The organism is Lysinibacillus sp. RC79 (assembly GCF_041262405.1).
Taxonomy (GTDB): Bacteria; Bacillota; Bacilli; order Bacillales_A; family Planococcaceae; genus Lysinibacillus.
This window is the reverse complement of the sequence record NZ_JBGCCD010000010.1, coordinates 80777-103057: the sequence shown is the minus strand read 5'-3', so window position 1 is coordinate 103057 and position 22281 is coordinate 80777. Positions and strand designations below refer to the sequence as shown.

The 22281-nt window shown below is 34.2% G+C and carries 22 protein-coding genes; 7 read left to right on the top strand and 15 right to left on the bottom strand.

What is annotated here, in order from left to right; translation table 11 throughout:
* Nucleotides 1–44: 44 nt before the first annotated feature.
* From ABH968_RS12190 to ABH968_RS12165, 6 genes are all read right to left on the bottom strand, one after another.
* Nucleotides 45–2414, bottom strand: coding sequence for an ABC transporter permease (locus ABH968_RS12190; protein WP_370044296.1), 2370 nt, complete (start codon nt 2412–2414; stop codon nt 45–47).
* Between the two features lie 3 nt (nt 2415–2417).
* On the bottom strand, nt 2418–3176 hold the full coding sequence (locus ABH968_RS12185; RefSeq protein ID WP_370044295.1) for an ABC transporter ATP-binding protein: 759 nt from the start codon (nt 3174–3176) through the stop codon (nt 2418–2420).
* Nucleotides 3177–3434: 258 nt separating this feature from the next.
* Nucleotides 3435–4874 carry a sensor histidine kinase gene (locus tag ABH968_RS12180; RefSeq protein ID WP_370044294.1) on the bottom strand — a complete coding sequence of 480 codons (1440 nt, stop codon included), beginning with the start codon at nt 4872–4874 and terminating at the stop codon, nt 3435–3437.
* A 9-nt stretch (nt 4875–4883) separates the two neighbouring features.
* Nucleotides 4884–5594, bottom strand: a complete 711-nt coding sequence (locus ABH968_RS12175; protein ID WP_370044293.1) for a response regulator transcription factor — start codon at nt 5592–5594, stop codon at nt 4884–4886.
* Between the two features lie 23 nt (nt 5595–5617).
* A complete protein-coding gene (locus tag ABH968_RS12170) occupies nt 5618–6325 on the bottom strand; it encodes an ABC transporter permease (protein WP_370044292.1) in 708 nt (235 codons plus the stop codon).
* Between the two features lie 18 nt (nt 6326–6343).
* The gene (locus ABH968_RS12165) at nt 6344–7210 is read right to left on the bottom strand and encodes an ABC transporter ATP-binding protein (protein WP_483308126.1); all 867 of its coding nucleotides are present in this window, start codon (nt 7208–7210) and stop codon (nt 6344–6346) included.
* Nucleotides 7211–8149: 939 nt separating this feature from the next.
* Between ABH968_RS12165 and ABH968_RS12160 the strand changes: the two genes are divergently transcribed.
* A complete protein-coding gene (locus ABH968_RS12160; protein WP_370044290.1) occupies nt 8150–8296 on the top strand; it encodes a hypothetical protein in 147 nt (48 codons plus the stop codon).
* A gap of 179 nt (nt 8297–8475) precedes the next feature.
* Here ABH968_RS12160 and ABH968_RS12155 read toward each other — a convergent pair whose 3' ends face one another.
* Nucleotides 8476–9492 carry an ABC transporter permease gene (locus tag ABH968_RS12155; RefSeq protein WP_370044289.1) on the bottom strand — a complete coding sequence of 339 codons (1017 nt, stop codon included), beginning with the start codon at nt 9490–9492 and terminating at the stop codon, nt 8476–8478.
* Nucleotides 9489–10217 (bottom strand): ABC transporter ATP-binding protein, encoded by a 729-nt coding sequence (locus tag ABH968_RS12150; protein WP_370044288.1) that lies wholly within the window; start codon nt 10215–10217, stop codon nt 9489–9491. Before ABH968_RS12150 ends, ABH968_RS12155 begins: the two co-directional genes overlap by 4 nt.
* Before the next feature lie 638 nt (nt 10218–10855).
* On the opposite strand from ABH968_RS12150, the gene ABH968_RS12145 reads away from it, so the two are divergent.
* A complete protein-coding gene (locus tag ABH968_RS12145) occupies nt 10856–11455 on the top strand; it encodes a TetR/AcrR family transcriptional regulator (RefSeq protein WP_370044287.1) in 600 nt (199 codons plus the stop codon).
* Nucleotides 11456–11521: 66 nt separating this feature from the next.
* Here the strand turns inward: ABH968_RS12145 and ABH968_RS12140 are convergent, their stop codons facing one another.
* The 4 genes from ABH968_RS12140 to ABH968_RS12125 form a co-directional block, all read right to left on the bottom strand.
* Nucleotides 11522–12319 carry an ABC transporter permease gene (locus ABH968_RS12140; RefSeq protein WP_370044286.1) on the bottom strand — a complete coding sequence of 266 codons (798 nt, stop codon included), beginning with the start codon at nt 12317–12319 and terminating at the stop codon, nt 11522–11524.
* Complete coding sequence (locus tag ABH968_RS12135; protein WP_370044335.1) at nt 12316–13203, bottom strand: ABC transporter ATP-binding protein; 888 nt, start codon at nt 13201–13203, stop codon at nt 12316–12318. Before ABH968_RS12135 ends, ABH968_RS12140 begins: the two co-directional genes overlap by 4 nt.
* 11 nt (nt 13204–13214) lie before the next feature.
* Nucleotides 13215–13862: a TetR/AcrR family transcriptional regulator gene (locus ABH968_RS12130; protein ID WP_370044285.1), complete on the bottom strand. Its 648-nt coding sequence runs from the start codon at nt 13860–13862 to the stop codon at nt 13215–13217.
* A gap of 482 nt (nt 13863–14344) precedes the next feature.
* Nucleotides 14345–15244, bottom strand: coding sequence for a hypothetical protein (locus ABH968_RS12125; RefSeq protein WP_370044284.1), 900 nt, complete (start codon nt 15242–15244; stop codon nt 14345–14347).
* Between the two features lie 507 nt (nt 15245–15751).
* On the opposite strand from ABH968_RS12125, the gene ABH968_RS12120 reads away from it, so the two are divergent.
* Nucleotides 15752–16381, top strand: a complete 630-nt coding sequence (locus ABH968_RS12120; RefSeq protein ID WP_370044283.1) for a hypothetical protein — start codon at nt 15752–15754, stop codon at nt 16379–16381.
* Between the two features lie 197 nt (nt 16382–16578).
* On the opposite strand, the gene ABH968_RS12115 is transcribed toward ABH968_RS12120, so the two are convergent.
* Nucleotides 16579–16767 (bottom strand): hypothetical protein, encoded by a 189-nt coding sequence (locus ABH968_RS12115; protein WP_370044282.1) that lies wholly within the window; start codon nt 16765–16767, stop codon nt 16579–16581.
* Between the two features lie 134 nt (nt 16768–16901).
* Between ABH968_RS12115 and ABH968_RS12110 the strand changes: the two genes are divergently transcribed.
* The 4 genes from ABH968_RS12110 (at nt 16902) to ABH968_RS12095 (ending at nt 20543) form a co-directional block, all read left to right on the top strand.
* Nucleotides 16902–17474 carry a class I SAM-dependent methyltransferase gene (locus ABH968_RS12110; RefSeq protein ID WP_370044281.1) on the top strand — a complete coding sequence of 191 codons (573 nt, stop codon included), beginning with the start codon at nt 16902–16904 and terminating at the stop codon, nt 17472–17474.
* Nucleotides 17474–18067 (top strand): DedA family protein, encoded by a 594-nt coding sequence (locus ABH968_RS12105; protein ID WP_370044280.1) that lies wholly within the window; start codon nt 17474–17476, stop codon nt 18065–18067. Before ABH968_RS12110 ends, ABH968_RS12105 begins: the two co-directional genes overlap by 1 nt.
* A gap of 276 nt (nt 18068–18343) precedes the next feature.
* Entirely contained in the window at nt 18344–19045 is a 702-nt protein-coding gene (locus ABH968_RS12100; RefSeq protein WP_370044279.1) for a response regulator transcription factor, read from the top strand.
* Nucleotides 19029–20543 (top strand): HAMP domain-containing sensor histidine kinase, encoded by a 1515-nt coding sequence (locus ABH968_RS12095; RefSeq protein ID WP_370044278.1) that lies wholly within the window; start codon nt 19029–19031, stop codon nt 20541–20543. Before ABH968_RS12100 ends, ABH968_RS12095 begins: the two co-directional genes overlap by 17 nt.
* A gap of 217 nt (nt 20544–20760) precedes the next feature.
* Here the strand turns inward: ABH968_RS12095 and ABH968_RS12090 are convergent, their stop codons facing one another.
* Nucleotides 20761–21069, bottom strand: a complete 309-nt coding sequence (locus ABH968_RS12090) for a hypothetical protein (protein ID WP_370044277.1) — start codon at nt 21067–21069, stop codon at nt 20761–20763.
* Between the two features lie 286 nt (nt 21070–21355).
* A complete protein-coding gene (locus ABH968_RS12085) occupies nt 21356–22234 on the bottom strand; it encodes a LysR family transcriptional regulator (protein WP_370044276.1) in 879 nt (292 codons plus the stop codon).
* Nucleotides 22235–22281: the final 47 nt, after the last annotated feature.

Genomic DNA, 22281 nt, shown 5'->3' with positions numbered 1-22281 from the left:
TATATAGGATCGCCCCCACTACCTAAGTAGATTGGGGGCATTTTTTAGTCAACAAGCAAAATTCGTGGTGAAGTTTTGGCGATTATTTTCGTTGATAACCAACAACCAAAACAAGCGGCCAAAATACTTAAAAGAGATAATCCAATACTAACTGGCCAGTTTATCGCAAGGGGGAGTTCAAGTATGCCGTATTCTAAAAGAATACTTTGTAAAGCTACGGGTATTACTTTAATACCGATAAAAATCCCAAATATAGTCCCTAGTGATGAAAGAAACAGAATTCCTGATGTAATCGACCATCTAATAGTATTTGAGGTCATACCAATAGATTTAAAAATTCCGTAAGTTCCGCTTTCTTTTCTTACATTTATTCTAGAAACACTAAAAATAATGATGAATGTTACAGTGATAAATAAAATTCCGATAACAGATAATGGGATTATTAAAACAGCGACCACTACTTTAAAGACATTATCTAATGATGTTTGTTGTGTTTCAGCTGAGACAGAGCTTTTAAAATTATTGTTTAAATCATCAACGATTTGATCTGATAATGTCTCATCTACCAAATTGATCATACTTTGTTTTGAAGCAGAATAGGTAGCATTATAAACTTTGATAACATCAGCGGTAATTCTCGCTGAATTAGACATATTTGCTATCGATTGATAGATACCGGTAACAATCAAATGATGCTGCTTGCCTTCGATATAGACTTCCACGATGTCCCCTAGATTTTTGTGTAAAGCCTTCGCGACATTAAGGCCAATGGCTATTTCATTTTTATTTACAGGATTACGGCCAGAAATTGTCTCGTATCCAGCAGCATCAAAACTACCTTCAAGAGTATCGACTTTAATATTTAACGGTTGATTTGGTTCATTAGGGAGAACCCCTGTAAATTGATCTAGCCAAGCGTGATTTTTAATGCGTTCATCTGAGCGTAAAAATTGTTCAAACTGTTGTTTTGAAAATGTTGCTTCATTAGAAACCGTTACTACAACATGTGATGAATCGTAGCCAAATGCTGGTGTGTTTTGCTTGATGGAAATAAAGCTATTAAGCATGACTGCACTAAACACTAAAATAGCAGAAGTAATGGCTGTAAGAACAATAATAAGAATGGAACTTTTCATATTTTTGGTGATGTTTTTAATGCCAATTTGCAAATTAACAAAATTAGAAAGGCGATTAGAGTTATTTAAACGACGATTCAATTTACTGTTTGCAAATTCTGACATACCGTATTTAATTGCCTGTACTGGTTCAACGTGGCGTGTTTTGTTTGAGTAAATGAACGCAGTAAGGATAACAATGACAAGGATTATGACAGCAAGTAGCATGGTGATTCTAAAATCTTGAATAATCGTTAAATGTTTTCCAGACTTTAAATAAGATAAAGAGCTTTCTATGATCACTCTGGAAAGGATTGTACTGGCTATAAGGCCAGGAATAATCGAGACTACGGATAATAAAGCAAATTGTAAAACATAGGTCGCACTAATTTTTCGAGAAGTAAGTCCGAGAGATTTAATGACACCAATCGTTTTATAGTTAGTTAAAATGGCATCTGAAATACTAAAACCAATAATAAACAATGAAATGAATAACATTGCTACACCAAAAGCGATCATGATAAAGCCGATAATTTTATTAATAATTAAATAAAACGAATAGAGATCCACGTATTCCATTTTTGATTCAAGGTAGGGGCCTTTTAAAAAATTTTCGAATTCTATCCAATAGTTTGCACTTTGCTGATAATCATCAAAGCGAAGAGCCATCATATATTGTTCAGACCCTATCATCGTATCAAATTGTTTATGATAGTCAGAGTCGTTCATCCAAATACGAGCATTATTTGAAAAGGGTCCACCATATGGCAAATCTACAACTATACCAGAAACACTTAATGAAAAAGCTTTTTCGCCGGTGTTAAATTCAATAGCATCTCCAAGTGAAATATTCGAAGTAGAAGCCATCGATGTGGGAATCCAAATCGTTCCCTCAGTAGGATAGTCCTGATTTTCACCCTCTGAAAATAGTAATCGATCAATAGCGAAGGGCGTTTTTGGTGTATTCATCATGAATAAGAGATTTTGCGTTTTTACACCATTCGCTGTGAAGCCAGATAAATTTCTATAAGGAATGAGATTCGAGGCAGTAACTCCTTGTTGCTCTTGCCACCAATTGTTGACAGTGATTGGATTATGAATATCCTTACCCATCGTTAAAATTTGATGAGCCCCATTTGAATCATGATGTATTTTTTCAAAAATATTGTTTGTATTCATAATAATTGTTACAGAGGTAGCTAATAAAAGGGTGGATAGCATAATTAGGATTGCTAATAGTACATTTTGGATTTTTCTTTTCTTAATATGTGCAAAACAAAGAGTAATAACTGCGTGCATTTTTTACTCCTTTCCCGCGACATAAGAAAAGATAATATGTTCACGCTCTTGTATGCTAGCATCATCGTATTGATCGAAGTTTAAAATACCTCCAATTTTTCCATCCTGAATGAAAATAAGCCGATTAGCACGACAGGCAGCTTTTATATCATGTGTAATCATTACTACAGACTGACCCTTTTTGTTTAAATTCGTTAAAATATCTAAGACAGCTACACCTTGATCGTAATTTAAACTACCCGTTGGTTCATCTGCAAACAGAATCTCTGGGTCATTAACTAATGCTCTAGCAATAGCAGCTCTTTGTTGCTGTCCACCAGAGGTTTGCGAAGGTAAACGATTTCGTTGTTCTTCAAGTCCCATTTTATTTAATAGCATCTCCGCTTTTTTTATCACATCTTTTTTAGGATGTTTTGCAATATATCCTGGGAGGGTGATGTTTTCTAGCAATGTCATATCCGGGACGAGATTACTACTTTGATAGACATATCCAATTTTTTTAGAGCGAAATGTAGCTAACTGCTGTTCGGTAAATGTATCTAGCCTTTCTCCATGAAAATAAACTTCACCAGTCGTAATGGAATCAAGACCACTTAAAAGATAAAGCAGTGTCGATTTACCCGAACCGGAGTTTCCCATAATGACTGTAAAATCTCCTTTATATATTTCAATATTAATATTTTTTATTGCATGAAATTGCTCACTCCCTGTGGAATATGTCTTACATAGATTTTGAGCTCGAATAAGTACCTCTTTATCCACGAGAATACCTCCTTCAAATGTATTTCTTTTAGTGTAAGGGGGAATTATTATAAGGTCCTTATTAAATTATTAATAAATTCTTACAAAATATTTGTAGATTTGAAAATTGTATTTTATCCCGCATTAACAGCCCGTAAAAGCTGATTGATGGAGATCTAATAATCAGTAGGCGATGAAGAAACCCCCACTGAATAAAGTTTCTCAGAAAAAATAAGCTTTGGATATAAGATGATGTCCAAAGCTCTTTCATAAAATTATTTAAATAATAGGAAGAGTTAATGTAAATGTTGTTCCTACATTTTGCTTACTTTTAAATGAAATGGAACCATTGTGAGCTTCCATAATATGCTTACAAATAGATAATCCGAGTCCGGCTCCTTCATTTTTTACAGCAGTCTCACCTGTAGTTTGAATACCTCTGAAATAGCGTTCAAAAATAAACGGCATGTCTTGAGGCAATATTCCATTACCATTATCTATTACGTTAATGCATAATAATTTGTTTTCGATATTGATGGAAACAGTTATAGAATCACCTTTAGTAGTATGCTTTAGTGCGTTGGTAATAAGGTTTGAAAGTACCTGCTCTAGTCGATGCTCATCTACTTGAATAAGTACATTAGGGATAGACTCTGGCTCTATAAAATGAATGCCGGTCGTTTGGACATAATGACGAATGGGATGCAAAATATTCGTAAAGACATCTTTGCTATATTGCTCTGTTAAGTTAACCGGGATATGTCCAAGCTCCTTCAAAGTGTGAATAAATAAATCATCAATTAACCTGGACATTTTTTCAGTATTTGTCTGCATAGTTTGTATATACGACATAAGTGAATCCATGTCAGGACAAATTCCTTCAGAAATAGCATCTAAATAAGCTTTTATTGTTGTTAGAGGTGTTCTTACTTCATGAGAAATACTAGATATAAGCTTTTTTTGGTTTTGTTCTTGTTCATCTCGTTGAATAGTAAGGTTTTTTATTTCCAGGCGCATTTGATCAAACACTGCATACAATTCACCGATTTCATCTGCCTGCGAATATACGGTTTTCTGTTCATAATTACCTTTGATAATTTCCTCGGAATTTTTTTTCAAATGATTTAAAGGAAGTAAGATTTTCTTTTTAGACTTCCGTACAATGTACAAGGCAAGTAATATAATTAAAATACATAAGAAACCACTGATGAATAAAATAACAAAATTGCTAGCGTTAGGCTTTTTAACTGGTAAGATTTCATCTTGATCAATGGTGAAAATAGCGTTCCCTAGTTGTTCATGCGTCTCACTAATTATAGGAAAGGCAATTTTTATGATCCCTGGTTGTAGTTGAGACGTAAATAAATCATAATGTAAATCCTCTTCTAAGTTAATAAACTGTGAAATATCTCCTTCGATTGAATTAAAAATAATTTTTCCATCTAATTGAACAACTGTAATATCTATTCCTTCGCTATTGCTCATTTCTTGGAGGGAAATGCTTAAATTTGAATTCTGTTCAATACTTGTATAATGGTCTTCTATGTACAATAATAGTTCATTTACTTTTAAACGAATTTGATTGATCATGTATTCATTTTGAGGTTCCTCATGGCGATTAAAATTTGTGAAAAATAATGTGAGGATACAAATAAACAACAATAAAACACAGACTAGTATCGACCATAACCATTTCTTCATCCAATTTTTTAAGTACATCTTGTTCTCCTACAAATGGTTTTGAGTACTAAATTTATAGCCAACGCCCCAAACGGTTTGAATATAAACAGGACAAGATGGATTGATTTCAACTTTTTCGCGTAGACGTCTGATGTAAACGGTTATCGTATTTTCATCGCCATATGTCTCATAGCCCCAAATAGCATCGAGTAACTGATTTTTAGAGAAAACCTGATTACGATTTTTCATTAGAAAAAATAGTAAATCAAATTCTTTAGCTGATAGAGGAACGTGCTTTTTATGACGTGAAAAAGTATATTCATTTTTATTGATTTCCATATGATCGATTTGAATCATATCCACATGGCTTGCATTGTCCTGCAGCCATCTATCCTGTTTTCGTAAATGGGCATTTATTCTTGCCACAAGCTCACTTAAAGAAAATGGCTTTGTCATATAATCATCTGCACCGAACCCCAAGCCAAGAACTTTATCGGTGTCACTGTTACGGGCACTTAAAATTAGTATAGCAACATTACTATTTTCACGAATTTGACGACATAATTCGATACCATCGCAATCCGGGAGAGAAAGGTCAAGAATAATGAAGTCAGGATAGGTTACCTTCATATATTGGATTGCCTCATGACCAGTATTAACGATATGAGGATCGAAATGGTTGACGCTTAAGTAGTCCTTCATGATAGTTGCAATAGCACTTTCATCTTCTATAATTAGCACCTTGGATTTTTTAACCATAAGAATTCTCCTTCGTTAGAAATTTACTTCCTTTTTCGATTTGATAGGAGGAAGAACAACAAGATGACGAAGCTTGCATAGATGAATATCCAGGCAAATTGCCAATAAAAACTGTTCGGTATTGACTTTATAGAATCTTCTGAACTCATTATTTCCAGTGAAAAACGGACAGGTGGAAGCAGCCAAATTACTCCCTTGATCTGCAAAATTGTCTCTTTTAAAGTAGCGATAACGACAGAGACAATTAAAATGGCAAGTACACCCCACCAAGTATTTTGCTTGTTTTTAACGAGTTCTCTCGTAAAAATAGCTGAAAGTGCGATAGCTAGTACAGCTAAACTAAAATGAGAGAGAAATCCTAGTAATTGATGTATAAATCTTGGCTTTTCTCCAAAGGCGCCAATTAGAGTAGGGTAGATCACTGATACAAAGCTTAAGAATAAACCAATGAGTACACAAATTATAAAAATTCCTAAATTATATTGTGTGCGACTTTTGGCATGAAGTGTTGTTATTACTTTTTGTCCTTCGTCTTCTGCGTGAAATAGTGTCACTGTAAACCATCCCATTAGAAAAAAGAGAATAATAGCTGTAAACGAATAGCTATTTAATATAGGATTTGGGATAAAGGTATAGTTGACAACAAGACATAAAATGAAAATTGAAAAGGGTGGGACATATTTATAGGTCCTTAAATAATTGATAAATTGATAGCGCAATAAACTTGTCATGTCAGCGTCTTTTCCTCCTTAAAAATGGGTATAAAATTGTTCCTCCTTCTGATTGAATGGGATTAATTGTTTAATAGAGGCTTTTTGGTGCAGGAGATCCAATAATACTTGATCTGTATCTTCGGTCTTAATAACGGCAATTACCTTATGACAACCATTATTTAAAAGGGATTGTTGTTGAATTTCAAGAAAAGGTAATAGGTTATCCAATAATTTATCACTTGATATTTCAAAAATTAATTTATTTTTCGGTATTTCATTTTTATTTAATGGATCCGCTTGAATGACCTTATTATTTTGAATAACGAGAACTGTATCAACAAGATGTTGGAGTAATTTTGTCTCGTGACATGTTAAAACGATACTTAACCCTTTGTCCTTTAAAATAGAGAGAGTTTCTTCTAAATCACTTTGGGCCTTAGGATCGAGTCCTGATAACGGTTCATCTAAGATAAGTAGATCTGTGTCTTCAAGCATTGCCTGCATAATCATAACCTTTTGCTTCATACCCTTAGAAAAATTAACAATACGAATGTTCCGAGCTTCCTGTAAATGAAATAATTTGAGTAACTCATTCATTTTTTGCTGTAGTTGTTTTTTTGCCATGCCTCGAATACTGCCCATATGATAAAGATATTCTTCAGGCGTAAACAAAATATGTGAAGGGGTCACTTCTGGCACATAGCCAATTTTTAAAGATTGTCGATGTTTCACGATAGAACCGCTGTCAGCATCGACTAATTCCGCAATAATTTTTAGAAGGGTACTCTTACCAGACCCATTCTTTCCTACTAGGGCTATAATTTGATTGGCACAAATAGAAAATGTAGCATTCTCTATAATTTTCTTACCTCTATACTGTTTAGAGATGTTCTGTATTTCCATAATCGTATTCATCTTTACACACCTTTATTTTTAGGCTTTTTTTATGGTAAGTCATGTTCGTTTCTATAACTTACGATGTACAATGTTTAACTTATTTCAGCGGGTGTCCAAACACCCGCTGAAATAGAGGAACTCAGTCTAAGAACGCCACGTCCTGTGGCAACGACTGAGTGGCCAACTTCGTTTTGGCCTAAAGCCTCCGGCGGATGTCACGGAATCGGAAAGGAGTTAATAAAGGATGTTAGCCTAAAATCATCGCATCCATGCGATAACGGCTAACTGACCTGCATCGTGCAGGCCTAAGCACAAAGCCGATTCCGGACGCAATTATGCCAAGGCATAATTGATCCATTAACTGTAAATTTAGTATAGATGAATATTAGTTCTTTTGCTAATAGAAAGTTGGTGTAATTTTCTATTTTTGGGTAGTTTGTGATCTGTCAGCATAATGTGGGGGTGATTTCCGTTCCGGCTGGGCGCTTTCCTGGGGGCATCCGATGAGCCGCTTTTGTTGTTGCTGTCGCTTCGCTTTCGCACAGACAAAACCCAGTTGCTGCCGCTACGTTAGCACTACGCTTTCGCACAGAAAACATCCGCTGCGCTGCAGGATCTCATCTGTGACGCTAATCCCCAAGGAGTCGCCGTGCCTCCACTCCAATCAACTTATATAATGGCTATGTAAAAGGTTCTGCCTAATTTTTGAGCAGAATCCCTATGTTTTAACATTAATTAATTAAACTAAAATTTAACTCGATGCGAAAATAAAGGGAATAATTTAGTGGAAATACCAATAGGGGGATAATATTTCTTGCTTGTTTATTTTTAATAAATTATATTTTACTGTGTTACAATTAAGAGCGTAAATACCAGATTATTAAGATGAATAAGTTCTAATTGATTGAAATTATTTTATTCTTAATATTGAACGGAGTGAAATCTATGCAACGATTTCTAAATGATTTGTTAGGAGCAATAAAAGATAATTTAAAACTTATTGGTTATTTTTTTCTGGGTGTATTTTCAGTAGGAGCTTTCTTGTATGCTGTTACTTTTGTTATAAAATTAATAATTGGAGATTCTTTTTAAAATTAAATAACCCCTAGATAAAAAAATCTAGGGGTTAAGTATGAGTTAATATAATTTCAAGAATCCGAATTAAATTAGCTCAAAATAAATGGCCAAAACGTCGTTATAGTAAACTGTATAAACGTCAATTCCGCTACTTCTGTATTTAGAGGTAGTTTTTTTGTACCAATACTCTTTGATTATAATGATCGATATTTTTTTAGACTTACAATATTTAATGTAATAAATACAAGAGCGAAGCAAGCAAGAACCGCTAAGTCAGCTAGAATTTCGCTAAAGGAATAGCCCTTATACATAACCCCGTTCAATGCGTCAGCGGCATAGTATAGTGGCATAATACGCCCAATATTTTGCAGCCACTCCGCCATATTATCAAGTGGGAAAATACCTGAAAAGAAAATTTGCGGTACAATGACTAGCGGGATAAATTGCATCATTTGAAACTCTGAAGCAGCAAAACTTGATAACAGAGCTCCTAATGATAATGAAACAAGTGCAACGATAATATTGATTAGTAGCACAAGCCAAATGGAGCCAACGTGTACGATATCAAGGACATAAACCCCGAATAGAACAATAATAGTCGTTTGAATAAAAGCAAATAATCCATATCCAATTATATAGCCAGCAACAATTTCAGAACGTTTAATCGGTGTCGCTAGTAAGCGCTCCAATGTCCCTGAAGTTCGTTCTTTTAACAACGCTATACCTGTAATTAAAAAGACGAAAAAGAAAACAAAGAAGCCTGTCAACATCGGGCTAAAAATATCAAAAATAGCGGTATTTTCATCGCCATATACATACTCAGTCTTCAACTTCATCATTGCAGATTGTTCTGGCTGCAAAACTTGAGAAAGCTTCATCTTTAAAGCCTTGGTTGTAGACGGATCATTATTTAATAATGTGAGCTTCAATTGAGTTTGATGAAAAGCTAACCAGCCATCATATTTTTCTTCTTTTAAACTGTCAATCGTAAAATCATTTTTTTCGATAACTTGAAAATCGGCCTCTTCAAGCTTTTCAATTATTGATGCAGGACCATTTGATACGACTAGTGTCATTTCAGGTTCGTTACTATTAAAAACAAAATACATTAACGAAAGCACAAGAAGAGGTGCAAAAAATAATAAGGCAAGTGTACGTTTATCGCGGATCATTTGCTGCATAATTCTTGTAACAATTGCGCCGATTCTCATAGTGCTTCGCCTCCAGCCTTTAAAAACACTTCATCAAAGTCTTTTGCCTGATAATGAGCTTTCAAATCATGTGGTGTTCCATGCGCAATGATATGACCATCGCGCAGCATAGCCAACTGATCACAGCGCTCAGCTTCATCCATTGCATGTGTCGTTACTAAAATTGTTTTATGCTCATCGTTTTTTAAACGAATTAACTCCTGCCAAATTTCTTTTTTCAATACGGGATCAATACCAACCGTTGGCTCATCTAAAATCAACAACTTTGGATTTTGGATAAGGGCAATTGCAAGGGATAATCTTCGTTTCATTCCGCCAGAATAATTTAACACCTTAATATTTAAATCTTCCGTTAAATGAACAAGGTTTGCAGCATAATTTACACGCTCCGCACGTTCTTTTTTTGATAATCGATAAAGCTTAGCAAAAAATTGAAGATTCTCCTCACCAGTTAAATCCAAATACAGCGCATCAGATTGTGCCATATAGCCGATATCCGTCAGTAATTGCTTATGAGGGACAGTATAATTTAACACTTGAATACTACCATTATCGGGCTTGATCATTCCCATAATCATTTTAATTAACGTCGTTTTCCCACAGCCTGAAGGACCAAGTAAGCCAATAAGCTGTCCCTTTGGAATTTCTAAGGAAAGCGGGGCAATTACTTGTTTTTGATGAAACTTTTTTTCTATGGAGTTTAATGAAATTGCATTGTTTCCCATATATCCATCTCTCCTTTACTAAACACAGTGTTGATACCTGAAATTTTAAGGCAGTGTATGGGGAATTACAATAAACAGATAACTAAAAAGTGTTCAGTGATTCTGGATTTTAACATTTTCGAGCTAGATGAAATCAGACTGCCTTAGTCGTTGAAAATAGTAGTTATTAATCATCTAATTCAATGGAAAATTTTTCGCGTTTTTTAACCATTAAGGATGTATATTCTTCATGCTACAGTACTACTTTAGATACCTTTTTAATTTTTTTTAAAATAACTATTTTACTAAATTAGATTGATGGAAATAAATAAAGAAGAAAGCCGATAAATAAGGTAACTGTAATTACAAACACTTTTTGACCTTGTTGTGATCATTAGGTAACCATATAACTTCTTTCAGCAGGTGTCCAAACACCCGCTGAAAGAAGTTATAGCCTTCGGCGGATGTCACGGAATCGGAAAGGAGTGCTTAAAGGATGTTAGCCTAAAATCATCGCATCCATGCGATAACGGTTAACTGACCTGCATCCTGCAGGCCTAAGCACAAAGCCGATTCCAGACGCAATTATGCCGAGGCATAATTGATCAACATCGCTAAATACTAATCGGAATAAAGTGATAATACAATGGGGGTTCTAAATGTCTATTCACGATATTATGAATTTTGAAACAAAACGAGCTATAAAAAATGCATTACTTATACAAATAGAGGAAGTAGGTTTTGAACGAGTAACAGTAAAAAACCTTGCTATTACTGCAAATATTAATCGAGGAACTTTTTATTTACATTATAAGGATAAATATGAAGTGATGGAAGATTTGCAGCAGGAATTATTAAATGAACTAGAAGGCTATGTAAAAAACGTTCAACCACTAGAAGCCTTTCACACGATAAAAATAGGCCAACTTTATCAACCATTTATAGCAGTGTTTAAATATATTAAAGAGCATGCAACAGCCTTTCGCGTTATTTTAGGGGAGCAGGGGAGCCCCGCCTTTAGTAAGAGGATGAAGAAAGTTTTTAGTAATCATATATTGGACAGAATCTCTGTTATTCAGGAAGAAGGACTTGATCCAGAGTTTCAACAATATTTTGAGGCTTTTTTAACTTCTGCGATTTTAGGAGTTATTCAAGAGTGGCTAGACAGTGGAGATGAGGAGTTAAACGTGGAGGAGTTAGCAATGATTCATTTTCGGTTATTGCGCTTCCTTGGTAATTTGGCATCTTTGCAGCAATGAGTTTTTATATTTCTAGGTCTAAGAATCTGCTTGCCAGAGAAAGCAAGCAGATTCTAATGTTTAGCTTTATAAATACAAATCACGTTTAACAAAAACACGAATAGCCAGCATATAACAAAGCATCCCAATTAAAAACAATGCTCCAAGCATCCAAATAGACGAGCTATTTTGAGTCATTAATTTTTCAGGTGCAAACAATGAGTAAATCGTGAAGTACTTAAGCTTTCCTAAAGCACCACCCATATTACTAAGCGCCTGAATTAAATAAAATAGAATAGGAATTCCTGTACTATACGCATAAGAGGTTCTTAAATCCTTGCTACTGCAGGATACAAAAAAGCAATAGCCACTAATGGCAAAGTGTAAGAAAAAAAGACCAATATTTAAAGTCAAAAAAGCACTTATATTCAATTCATTTGGAAATAGAATCTCTGAAAATAAAACTGCAGCCAAAGTTGTTATAGAGAGCAGTATAAAAATGCTAGCAATTAAAAAAAATGCTTGCGTGAAGACAATTTTAAAACGTGTATTCGGTGTCGCAATTAGGTATGCCATGGAACCATTATCGATATAGCCCATAATTAGTTTATTTGCCGACATAATGATGAAAACTAGCGGTAGAATAAGCAATAAAAATCCATACAAATAGGTTGATAGAAATTCAATTAACGTATTACCTATGTTACTCATGCCAAATGCTGACATCAATTCAGGCATTGTTTCGGTAAGCTTATTAAGAGTATTACTCATTTCAGGGTTATACATATAAACAATACTAATGATATAGAGCATTAATACAGCGAGTATAATACTAAAAAGTTTAACAGTAGCTAGCACCTCATGTTTTAGCAAAGTAAAGTTCATGATTCTTTACCTCCTCTTTCGTAGTAATGCATGAATATATCTTCAAGTGATTGTGAAATTATATTGAGGTCATTAATTTTATAGTCTGCTAATATATGAAGTAATGTTTGGACATTACCCTGAACTTTTATAATGGCTTGTGTTGGCCCAGTCTGTTCAATTTTAAGTTGTTCTCCTAAGAAACGAGAGAGCTCTTGTTCGCTTTGAAATTCAATTAAAAACTTTTTAGATTTTCGCTTTTTTAAGTCAGCAATTGTTTCCGTTGCAACAATTTTACCAGCATTAAGTATCGCTACACGGTCACAAGTTTTTTCAATTTCTTCAATCATATGGGAGGACATGAATATGGTCGTTCCTTTTTCTTTTTCAGCTAAAATAAAATCTATAAACTTTGTTTGGATAAGAGGATCTAATCCACTTGTCGGTTCATCTAGAATGACGATCTCAGGGTTATGCATAAATGCGCAAATTAGACCAACTTTTTGCTTCATACCCTTAGACATTTTCTTAATAAGCCCAGTGGCATTTAATTCAAAGTATTCCATAAGTTGATTAGCTCTTGTTAAATCATGTAACCCTCGCATTTGGGCAATAAATTTGATAAATTGTTGTCCAGTCATTTTATCGATAAACGCAATTTCACCAGGTAAATAGCCTACGAATTTTTGAATTTCAGCCGTAGATCGGCGACAATCCAACCCTTTTATGAAACACTGTCCTTCTGTGGGCTGTAAGAAGCCCATTAAATGCCGTATTGTTGTAGATTTTCCAGCCCCATTTGGACCTAAAAATCCAAATACTTCACCTTTTTCGATTTGTAGGTCCACATTCTGTACACTATAAAAATCCCCAAACTTTTTAGTTAAATTATTGACCTCGATCATTGCCATACAATTCACCCCTTTAAGTTGTTGTATAATAATTGCTTTAAAAAATGAAAATAATCATCTGCTTCTTCCATACATTGTTCTAACAGTTGGTTAAAGGCTTCACTGTTATCTACATTACTCTTTAATTGTTTTTCATATCGATTACTTATTCCATCCGTAACCCATCGAAGGGTATCTATCGCCTTTTTACTATCTATATTTTTATGAAACAAATCGTAATCAATTCCTGCAAACACACTGTCATAGGAACTATTTTGTATAGTCAAATTATATTGATCAAGCTTACTTCTTACTTCTACATTTGTTTCAGCATATGTCTTTTTAAGGAAATCAAAAAAAGTATGGTATTGCTTAATTAACTCCAATTTTATTTTCATGATTTGTTCATAACGTTTAAATATATCAGGTTCTTCCAAATCTAAGCGGCTATTCATTGCATCAATAAAAATCGTTGTAACGTACTCATATAAATAAAGATATAAATTTTTTTTACTACCAAAATAGTGATATAAAATACCTTTTGAAATTTCGGCATCTTTAATGATTTTATTTGTTGAAGCGGTATCGTAATTATTGGTCGAAAATTCTTTAAGTGCAGCGTTGATAATTTTATGTTGTTTTTCAACCTCTAAATTAAGGAATGTTTGATACAAGGTTTTTTCTCCATTCAGTGTATTTTTAACATGATTATATATAAGTTGACCAGGGTGGTCAATTAATAAAATGGGTATTTTTACAAATGAATTAAAAATTATCATGTGGATTTTAAGGTGTATTGTGCTTTGTCACAATTTATGTGTAACAGATAGGTGAGGAGGGGAAGGAACAAATCGTGTTATTTTTCAAAAGTAAGGAGAAATGCAGGAGGAAGCATCAAATCCTGTAGCTGAAGCTAACCGTTTAAAAATAAGGTTAAAAGCGGGAAATGTGAGACTCCGCAGGGATGATAGAAAAGTACGAAGACTAAAATCGTCACTTCTTTTGACGACTCCTTCGTGACCACATCATTTTACTCTGAGGAGGCTCAATATCTTCTCAGCGAATAACTTTTGACTGGTACTCAAGATGAAATGCTTTTAAGTGTTTAAAGAATGGAGAATTGAAAAAAGTTAGATGGTTTCTAAAGGAAAGATATTTATTCTCCATAATAATTATTCAGTGCTACTTCTAAACGTTCCTCTAGGTACTTCGAAATATAGCTCAACACAAATTGCTCCTTTTCCATCTCAATTTGAGAGGAACGAAAAGTTTTTCTGAAAAAGCCGGCCTTATTTTCCACCGCAAATTGCTGTAATGCTTCTGTTCGTAATGTCGACACTATTTCATTTTCAATATGACGCTCACGAATTTTTTGAACAATATCCTTTACGCTACGCTCTTGCAGTTCTGAAATTTGTTTTTGTAGATTTTCATTTTCTAGTTTAAGTTCAGCTGTTTCTTTTTGAATTTCTTCTACTTGAAGATTCGATTCTGAGGATACTAATTGAATGTTTTGTGCAAGAAAATCTTGATTGATTGTTACTTGTAAGGCTCCATGTTCTTCGTTTGGAAGAATATTAAAAAGTCCTGTCTGAATCATTTGCTGAAGAACATTTCCAAGAACATCAACTTTATTCGCTAAATCATCAGTGCCCATAGTTGTTGCAGTTATTTGGTGTTTGATAAGTTGACCGTTGTCATCAATTCCTAGTAAAAGTTTTAAGCCTTTGACACGGTGTACATCTTTTAGTAGTAAAATCATGCGAAGTCTTAAGATGGCAGGAAGGTTCAAACGAATATTGGTGTTTGGGCTATTCGAAGCATTATCAAAAATATACTGTTCGAATGGTTTAATGTAATAACGAAGCATCGCATCCGTTATGTCAAACCAACCTGCGACTTCTGAAATAGAATAATGATCTGATTCTTCAATTTGCGCTAAATATCCGTCATTATAAAGTATTTCTTCTAAAGGCGTATTTTGTATTATGACAAACAATGGGTCATGTTGCACAACTCCGAGTACCATTTCTTTTGCATCATTTAGTTTAAGCATCCTTTCACACCCCACTTTATTTTTCCATGTAACTCTATATAGGTTTCTATTCTACTGGAAGCAATTGTATGACTATTTTGTATAGGAAATAATTATTAGAACCAATTACCTGAAAACCTTTTCTGACTCTTAAGGAAAATTTAATTCTTATAAAGTGAAGAAGTGTTGATGTATTGGGGAGAGGGGTACTAATTTAACGTATTACGCTTTCATTAATTTCTCAAGGTATCTTGCAAAAATGTTGGGTGTTTTCGTAGAAATGAGCTTAAAGGTTTATGCCCATGGTTATGAATTTTTTATTAACTTCTACCTCAAAGCACGTTCTAAAGTGTAATTAGGAAATTTGTCTGGAAATAGGATCTAATTGATTTTCAATATCTCTTAATTTTGAGTGCTTTTTCTTATGCACAAAAGCAAATCGAGTAGCAAAAGGAAAAAAGCGATATAAATTAGGTATAGTAAATCTCCATCCTTTTATGTATATTTGTGGAGGAAGGAGTTTGAGCAATGAAAAAATTACTAATATTGCCACTAACATTATTACTAGCTATTTTGTTAGTAGCATGTAGCCAAAATAAAGAAAGTGATAGTGGTAAGAAAACCGATAGTGCTGACAAAAAAGCAGAAGAAACATCTCAAGACGAGTCAATAAAAGTTGATAAAGGACTTTTAAACGTTGAAGTTACAATACCGGCTTCGTTCTTTGAAGGTCAAGACATCGATGCAGCGATTACTGAAGCGAAAAATGAAGGAGTTAAAGAAGTTATTAAAAATAATGATGGTTCAGTAACATACAAAATGTCTAAATCAGTTCATAAAAAAATGATGAAAGAGCTGGAAGAAAGTGTTTTAGAAACGGTGGAAGAGATTAAAACTAGTGATGATTTTACTTCTATAAAAGATGTAACTTATAACAATTCTTTTACGGAGTTTACGCTTACTGTAAATAAAGAAGAGTTTGAAAACAGTTTTGATGCTATGTCATCAATGGGACTTGCTATAGTGGGAATGTATTATCAACTTTTCGGAGGAACAGATCCAGAGAAGTTTAAAGTTACAGTAATTTTTAAAGATGAATCAAATGGAGATGAAATTAACAAAGTTGTTTATCCTGATGATTTGAATGAAAAAAAATAATAATCGTAGTTCAAAAGATGATTTTAGGAGTTTTTTAAATGCTCAAAAGTTGTCTACTGTTGTTTACGGAACTGTTATTAGTACAAATCCATTAGAGTTTATGTTGACCTAAAATTAATCTTAAGGCAAGAAAATTAACACCTAGTGAATTATAGAAAAAGAAAGTCACTCATTTGAAAAATAATGAGTGACCTTTTTTAATTTTTTAAACTAAAGTTATCAGCTTCAATATATACTACCTGTCCATATATTTTTGGGTACCACAAGTACCAAAAATGCTCCGTACCCCAATCGTACTCCGCATGAGAATACGATGAAATATAAATAAATAAAACTTCCTTTAAATTACTACCTACAAAAGGACATGAAAATATAGATTTAATCATAGTTCGCCTACTATAAATTCAGTTAAATAATGTAAACTCTTAAGAAAAATTTAAGAAATCTCCTCGCAATTCTTTAAGAAATGCTCTTTATAGTAAAAGTATCTAAACATTACTCATGATCGGGGAGAAAATTTATGCAATTAATAACGTTCCTTACTGAATTTATAAAACATCCAAAAACGATAGGTGCGATTTCACCTAGTTCAAAAAAATTAGCAAAAAAAATGGTCGACCAAATTTGTTTTAAAAATGCCCGATGTATTGTTGAACTAGGTCCGGGTACAGGTTCTTTTACGAAAGAATTAATGAAAAGAAAAGAACAGTCAACAAAGTTAATTCTTATTGAAAATAATGAAGTTTTTTGTGAAAAGCTACGTGAACAATTTGAACACGAGCCGAGTATAATCGTAATACATGGATCAGCTGAGAATTTATGCATATACATGTCAGCATTAAAGATTAAAAAAATTGATTATGTCGTATCTGGATTACCTTTTACATCATTGAATCCTGCCATTTCATCACGTATTTTACAAAATGTAAAGGAATGCTTAAAGGACGGAGAATTTATCACATTCCAATATTCACTTGTTAGGAAATCCTTTATCCAAAATTATTTTGAGGATATTTCTCATGAAAAAGTATGGATTAACCTTCCACCTGCCTATGTGCTCAGCTGCAAACTTGGAAATGTGAGGGCTAGTTAATGGGGTTACAAGATCTTTTATCATATATTGAGCAATACGGTTATTTCGCTTTGTTTTTCAGCTTATGGCTAGGAATCGTAGGTATGCCCCTTCCTGATGAGATGATTGTTATGAGTGGTGGATTTTTATCATCGTTAGGAAAAATGAGTGTGTTGAAAGCTTTTGTATTAACATATCTTGGCGCAGTTTCAGGACTTTCCTTAGGATTTATCCTTGGAAAAGTGTTTGGCCATAAAATACTTGATAAATTGGTGAAAAAGAACAAGGCTAAATATTTATTACAGTCAAAAGAACTAATAGACAGGTATGGTCATTTTGCTTTAGTTATAAGCTATTTCATACCAATTGTGAGACATATACTTCCATACTTAGTAGGTATGAATAACATGCCGTTTAAAAAATACGCTTTGTATTACTACACAGCAGGTTTTGTTTGGACATTGATTTACTTTACACTTGGTTTGTTCTTTGGAAAACACATTGAAAATATTTCCGTTCTTGCAACGAAATACGGTATATACTTTGGCGCTTTCGTCAGTATTGCAGGATGTTTTTATTATTTTTATACACGAAAATTAAAGTCGGTATCGTAGAATGTTTTATTATTTTTATATACGAAAAATAAAAAAATAGTTAAAATTAGGAACTGTAATTATTGATAGGAAGTATATTATAGAAATAGGTTGATTGAAGTGGAGACTGGGCGACTCCTTGGGGATCAGCGTCACAGATGAGACCCTGCAGCGAAGCGAAGCGGCTCATCGGACGCCCCCAGGAAAGCGCCCAGTCGGAACGGAAATCAACCCCACGTTATGGTTCAGATTAATATATCTGATATTTTAATATAATTTGAAATTTGGTGGGATTAGATGACTAAAGAAACAATACTGATAGTTGATGATGAAAAAGAGATTAGAAATCTTATTGCCATTTATTTAAAAAATGAAGGCTATGAAGTTCTAGAAGCATGTGATGGAGAAGAGGGCTTGAGTCTTTTAAAAAAGCATAAAGTACATTTAATTGTCCTAGATATTATGATGCCGAACGTGGATGGCATTGAAATGTGTATGAAGGTAAGGGAAATAGCTGAGATGCCAATTATTATGCTGTCAGCAAAGTCTCAGGATATGGATAAAATCGTTGGATTAACATTAGGGGCAGATGATTATGTAACAAAGCCCTTTAACCCATTAGAGCTAATTGCGCGCATAAAATCTCAGCTTCGTAGATATATCAAAATGAATCGTTCAGATATGATGGACGAGAATGAGATAGAGATTGGTGATATGCGAATCAGTACCGACACACATGAAGTAATCGTCAACAATGAAAAGGTAAAGCTTACGCCAAGGGAGTTTTCAATTCTTGAGTTGCTTGCAAGAAATCAAGGCATAGTCATGAGCGCTGAGCAAATTTACGAAAAAGTTTGGAAGGAAGAGGCTATACAGTCTGAAAACACGGTAATGGTACATATACGTAAAATTCGAGAAAGAATTGAGACGAACCCAAGAAATCCTCAATATATTAAAACAGTATGGGGAGTAGGTTATAAAATTGAGAAAGATCATTAAGCCATTCAAATACTTACTAAGCAAATTTCAAATACTTGTAATGAGTGCTATAACAAAAGTTAGGGAAAGCATCAGAATTCAACTTTTAACGACTTTTATTCTTTGTGCATTTCTCGCTTTACTTGTTGCACGAGCTAGTCTGCCATTTTTGGAAAATATCAATGCAACACCTACCATTGACTATAGTGCAGGTATGCAGCAAATAAATTTTCAAGCGCAGCGTGCAGCAGATTTGGCTGTTAGTGAAAATAGTATTGAAGCTTTACAGCAAATGATTGAAGATGAAAATGTAAAGATGGAAATGAAACAGAGTGCGTTGAAAGTGTTAGTTACCGATGAGCGCGGGAAGGTTTTGTATAAAACAAAACAAGCGGAAGAGGAACAAATTGATTTGCATAATAAGATTCGTCATGTAATGGATTTTGCAATCAACAACCCATTCTATAATTATGATACACCGCAAGTCGAGGATTCGAGGCAAGAATTTATTGCCTTTTATCCATTAACGATAGAAGATAAAGATTTATATTTGTTTGTCAGTGGAATTCCAAAAGGTGTAGTTATTACTAAAACAGCAGAGGGTCCTATTCCTGCTTTAATTGGAATTGCTTTTTTTACTTTTTCATTCTTTTATATAACAAAACGAAAAATGAAACAAATTGAGGCGCTGGCGAAGGGGGTAAAGGAAATCGCAAAAGGAGATTTAAGCTATCGAATTGAGAAAAAGGGAATAGATGAAATAGCTTTATTAACAGAGAATGTAAATCATATGGCTGAAGCCATTATGACAAATATAGAGATGGAACGAAGGATTGAAAAACAAAAAAATGAATTAATTACTAATGTCTCGCATGACCTACGAACACCACTTACTTCGATTATGGGCTACTTACGATTGTTAAGAGATGAGAGATACGATACGAAGGAGCAATATGATGAGTATGTAAAGATTGCTTTCTCAAAATCCGAACAGTTAAAAAACCTAATTGATGATTTATTTGAATATACGAAGCTAACGAATGAAAGCATTGTCCTTGGGCAACAAGAGGTATGCATCAATGAACTTCTCGATCAGTTAATTGAGGAGTTGATTCCGCAAGCAGAGGAAAACCATCGTACATTTATTAAAAATTTCTCAGAGGAGCGTATCTTTGCTACAGTGGATTCTGAAAAAATTGTTAGGGTCTTTGATAATTTATTAATGAATGCCATTAAATATAGTACGGGTGACGGTGAGATTTTTGTTTCTCTTGAAAGAAAAGAAAGGTATGTTCATATTTGTGTTGCTAATGAAAGTAATGAATTTACACCCGAAGAGCTAATGAGCTTATTTGAGCGATTTTATAAAAAAGATCAATCCAGAACTAGTGTAACGGAAGGTTCAGGACTTGGACTTGCTATTGCTAAAAGCATTGTAGAACTACATGATGGTAAAATTGACGCGAAGTATAAGGAAGGAATATTGCAGTTTATCATCGAACTACCTGCTACAGTTTAACTTCTTTCAGCGGGTGTCCAAACATCAGCTGAAATAGAGGAACTCAGTCTAAGAACGCTACGTCCTGTGGCAACGACTGAGTGACCAACTTCGTGCTGTTGTTGCTGACGCTTCGCTTTCGCGCAAATAACATTTGTTGGCCTAAAGCCTCCGGACGCAATTATGCCGAGGCATAATTGATTAATAGGAAGGTAGCATTAGAGCAATGCTACCTTTTTTATGGGCGAATTAGTTGCTCAATAGTGAGAATATGATTGGCATTAGAGTGGGGGAGAATCTTTTGTAAGTGCATTAAAACATTTCTGTCCTTAATAATAATTTGAATTTCTGTATAGCTATATTGTTGTTGGACTTCTTGAACATATTCTATTATTTTCAATAAATGAAGTGGTTCTTTCATTTCTACTTCTACAAAAAAAGGTAGTGATAATTGATGTAAACTTAAGCAACCACGATGAATCCAAATCGCTTCATTGTCGTAATAACGGATAGGTAATTGCCGATTACTTGCGATAAATAAGTCCATTTATTTCTCCTTTTTTATATCATCATATTAAAAGCGATGGAAAGAACCATCAAAGTGAAGGAAAGAATCCTCGAAATTATGGATAGAATCCTCAAAATTATGGATAGAACTATCAATATGATAGATAGCCCCGCCTCAAAGTGACGGATAGAATCGTCAAAAAGATGGATAGAACCGTCAAAATGATGGATAGAACTATCAAAATGATGGATGGCCTCGCCTCAAAGTGTGGATAGACCCATCAAAATGATGGATAGCCTCTGCCTCTAAACAACGGATAGACACCTCAAATCGACGGATATTTGTATGCATCAATCGTCTCTAGAAAATATTTTAGTGCAGGTGATTGTACTTCGTCATTGCGATAAATAAACCAGGTCGGGATTTGAGCCTGCTTTGTTGCTAGTATGTGCAGCGACAGTGACTGTGTATCCATATATCTTTGAGCGATTGCACGTGGTAGTAAAGTTACACCTAGCCCAGCAGCAACACAGCCAATGATTCCGTCGAGGGTGCCAAATTCCATACGCTTTTTTGGTTGCACACCGTCCTCACGCAACCAATGCTCCCAAATCGCTCTATATGAGCAGCCTTGAGGAAAAGTAATAAATGTGCTGTCCTCTAAATCTCGTTGGCTATCAATTCGTTTATGCTCGCTAGATGTGATGACAACAAGCTCCTCATAAACAAATTCCTTCGCAAGGATATTTTCTTTATAAACGGGTCCATTTACAAACGCACCATCTAATTCATAGTTTTCTAGCCGTTCGATATTTTGTTGAGATGGACTTGTCAATATCGTGATGTCCACCTGTTCATGGGCTTTATGGAAAGTAGTTAACAAGGTAGGTAAGTGTAGTGCCGCAGTCGTTTCCATTGAACCGATACGTAAAAGTCCTCTATTTTCCTCGGTATCCTGAAGTATTTCAAAGGATTTTTCATAGAGATATAGCATTTTTAATACCATTTCATAAAATTGTTCTCCCTTTGGTGTCAATCGAATACCTCGATGTCCTCGATAAAAAAAGGTTGTTTGATACATGGCCTCAAGATTTTGTATTTTCATAGAGATGTTGGATTGTGTGTAATTAAGTTCTGTAGCAGCCTTGGAGAAGCTACCTGTTTGCACGACTGTCCGAAAAATTAAGAGATCGTTAATATTCAATATGTTCCCTCCAGCCATCAATTTATTTGATATCTATTATAACGAAT